Origin of the sequence: Methanomicrobium sp. W14 (genome assembly GCF_017875315.1) — an archaeon.
Lineage (GTDB): Archaea > Halobacteriota > Methanomicrobia > Methanomicrobiales > Methanomicrobiaceae > Methanomicrobium.
This window is the reverse complement of the sequence record NZ_JAGGMM010000006.1, coordinates 1-3,614: the sequence shown is the minus strand read 5'-3', so window position 1 is coordinate 3,614 and position 3,614 is coordinate 1. Positions and strand designations below refer to the sequence as shown.

The window sequence follows — 3,614 nt, the reverse complement described above, 5'->3', positions numbered from 1 at the left end:
GTTCGGGCCTAAAAATCCGAATATTTCTCCTTCGTCAACTTTAAGGTTTAAATTGTCTACAGCCTTTACACCGTTGTACTCTTTCGTCAGGTCTACTGTTTCTATCATCTCAAAGTCTCCAGAAAAAATGCTCAAATAATCCCATATTTTTCCCCATGATAAATGTGAATTCCATTATAAAACAGATCATAAATCTCTCCTGTATGGGCACTGATCCTTTCGGAATATACTATCTGGTCACTACTATATCCGGGATTTAAATCAGGCTTTAAATGAAATGCCCATACTAAATCTATTGGCTGGTCTTTTTCATAATTTAATACTAATCTGTCATCATACCACAAAGGCTGAATCTCATCAGAACCTCCATGAATAGGAACATATTGATATTTCTTAATTTCACCAGGGTATTTTTCATCAATCGTCGATTCAACAAGTCCTTGTGCATATTCAAGTGAGTAGTCCGGATTTGGTGATGAAAATTCATAACCACTCAGGTCAGGCCAGTTTTCATTATAACATACGACATCTCCGGTAATCGAATTTATTTCTATGTCTACTTTACTTTGCAGGCAACTGGTACCGTCTATAACTCTTGTATAATCTAAATCAATACCGCAGGCAGTATCATTTCTTTCAAGATCAGTATAATATACATAAACAGAGCTGTTGAGATAACCGTCAAGGTAATTTTCAGAGCTATTTGAAACAAGTATTTTCAGGAAATTGGATGCAATTTCCTTTGCATCATCAAACGAAACCTTTTTTTCGGCTTTTTTGTACTTTGTTGCCGAAACAATACCACAGAATACAAGATCATACGTATCAGGATCAAGTGTAATTTCGTACACATCGCCATCCGTAGACATGACATTATCGTAGTTCAAATATTTTTTTCCGGGAACTATACTGCCTGGAACATATTCAGGATCCTTAATAGTTTCAGGAATAATCTGAGGAAATAATGCAGAAATTAATTTTTTTGTCTTTCCAGTTACAGTGGCATTATCTGATAAATTATTACCTCCTTCAGGAATATTTTCTCCAGAGTGATTTGCTAAGACTTGCGAGTCAGAAATACCAGTTTCATCAAGAGTATTACTTAAATTTACACAACTCTCATTGTGAACATAATTCATACAGCCTTCAAAGAAGCAGAAAACGGCAATTAGAGATAGTATAAATATCATTTTTTTCATTATATATCCTCACAGTACATAAATAAAAAAAGGAGTTATATTTTAATGAACTACCATCCTGTAAACACCAGAATCACAATTATAATATGTTCCAGAAGATGTTACATACCTGGCATTAGTAGCACTTTTTAGCGGCACACTCTGAACATATGAATCATCGCAAGTCAATTTTAGGGTTACATCAATATAGTCACAGGTCTGAGATGCATCTCCCCTCCCATCATAGGAAACATGTGAACCGTAGTGGTCAATATGACCATAAGCTAAAAGTTCAAAACTATTGTCACTTGCACTGGCAGGCCCAACGACCATGGCACCCGCAAGAAGCATTACTCCGAGAAAGATGCCAATTTTTTTTGAATTGAATTTTTTCATTTTTTCTTCTCCTTTTCTCAATTTTTTGGTCTTTTTAATTTTTTGTTGAATTTTTCATTTTTTTTAGATTTCAATTTCAATCCGGACCTACTTTGGGTCCAGTATCATCTTTCCTAAAACTTTCGTTTAATTCACCGGTCTGACCCCTGCAATCCCTGAACCCCTTTTTCATCCAAAGAATCCGATGCCACCAAGGTATTTTCATCATTTGAAGAGTTCATTCAACCTGAAAAAAATATTTTGAAAAATCACCTCAGATCAAGCCTCATAAACTTCACATAGGCTATCCCAAAGAAGACAACCGGGTACACAAAAAGAAAGATTATATTACCCCAGACCTTTTCAAGAACATCACTCAGACCTATTCCCATAGATGAGTAATCCAGCATACCGTACTGATCATGGGCTCCGGCAGTATTCATATTCCAGAACAAAGTGGTTTTAGTCACTGCATAACCTATATACTGGTAATTAGTACTCATCGAAAGCTGCAAAATAATCCCCTTCATCGTGGTTTCAGCAGAATAATAATTGTTTACTTCCTGCAGGAGCTCCTCGTTGTCATAATAATTTGCAGTATAAATGCTGTCCGGTTCAGGTCCAAGAATTGTACTTATTACTGACGGGCCCAGTGCAGGCGCCATATATGAAAATGCCAAGAACAAAACCAATGAATATACAAGTGCTGTTTTGCCTTTTTTTGAGAATACCGACGCCATCAAAGACATAGAGTAAACTCCTGCAAGGTAAAAGAGTGTAAATATAAATAATACAATTAATGAACCCGATTCAGAAAATGAAGGAACAATTCCCATTACCAGAAGAATTGAAAACGTGAGAATAAAAACAACCGCCGTTGCAACTCCTATGGACAGGATGCCTCCAAGCGCTTTTCCGTTAATCAGTTCATCCCTGTAGAGAGGATGCGAAAGGACTGACTTTATAGACCCTGTCTCCCTCTCTCTTGTAATGGCATCAAAACCCATTGCTATTGCAATCAAAGGACCGAAAATATAGGATGTCAGAGCATCAGCAATACCAAAAAACAGGTTTATTGCCGAAGGTTTGTATGCTGCTTCGCCATAGTGGATTGCTCCGCTTTCATCCATAACCGTGCTTCCGGAACTTGAATAAGCTTTAAGTTCATCATAATAGCCCACTGATTCACTAATTACGCATGTCCCGGTGATTATCAAAAGCATTACGAGAAGGGCAAAAAATCTTCTGCCTGTAATGATGTCTGCAAATTCTTTTTTCCCGACTATTAAAACCCTTTCTATTGACATATTTTTCACCTCCCGTTTGTTACCTCAAATCCGTTCTCATAAATTTAACATAGGCTATTCCAAAAAACACAAACGGATATATTAACAGAAAAATTATGTTTGCCAGGGAGCTGCTTAAAGAATTCATTATCGGAATATCTCCTGTTACTCTACTGGAGTCTTCTTCGTAGCTATTTGAAGTATAATCCTCAGGTTTTGCCAGTTGAAAACAAACACTAGAATAATCCGATTGAATAGAGAACAGGTTAAGTACATCGCTTATAAACATCATGCCTTTATTATATTCACTGACCAGATTGTCGTGCCACTCGATCTCTTCATATGACATTGAGGATTCGTCCTCAGAATACAAAGTTGCAGGTTCTTCTCCCAAAACAACATAGCTGACAGCATCTGCACCCGCATAAGGAAGAAAAAAAGCAAGTACGAAAAGTATCAGCATCGAGATTATCAGTGCTGAACTGCTGTTTCTGGCAATGACTGAAGCCATAAGAGCAAGGGAAAAATTTCCAATGAGGTAAAGAATAGTAAAGAGCAACATAACAACAATACGTTCAGTTCCGTTAAAGTCAGGAACAATTCCCTCTATCAGAAGAATAGCATATGCCAAAAAAAATACTGCTATTGAAGCTATGACAAGTGCAAGAATTCCTCCAATGGCTTTTCCGTTTATTATCTCGTCACGGTAGACAGGATGGGATAAAAGGGATTTTAAGGACTTTCCCTCCCTTTCACCTGAAATCAGATCAAATCC

The 3,614-nt window shown here is 37.1% G+C and carries 4 protein-coding genes; all 4 read right to left on the bottom strand.

What is annotated here, in order from left to right; genetic code table 11:
• Positions 1 to 131 precede the first annotated feature (131 nt).
• Positions 132 to 1,199, bottom strand: coding sequence for a hypothetical protein (locus J2128_RS12620; protein WP_209691829.1), 1,068 nt, complete (start codon positions 1,197 to 1,199; stop codon positions 132 to 134).
• A gap of 42 nt (positions 1,200 to 1,241) precedes the next feature.
• Positions 1,242 to 1,595, bottom strand: a complete 354-nt coding sequence (locus tag J2128_RS12615; protein ID WP_209691818.1) for a hypothetical protein — start codon at positions 1,593 to 1,595, stop codon at positions 1,242 to 1,244.
• Positions 1,596 to 1,822: 227 nt separating this feature from the next.
• Positions 1,823 to 2,860 carry an ABC transporter permease subunit gene (locus J2128_RS12610; RefSeq protein ID WP_209691817.1) on the bottom strand — a complete coding sequence of 346 codons (1,038 nt, stop codon included), beginning with the start codon at positions 2,858 to 2,860 and terminating at the stop codon, positions 1,823 to 1,825.
• A 19-nt stretch (positions 2,861 to 2,879) separates the two neighbouring features.
• Positions 2,880 to 3,614 (bottom strand): ABC transporter permease subunit (locus J2128_RS12605; RefSeq protein ID WP_209691815.1); only part of this gene is annotated, 735 nt, incomplete at its 5' end.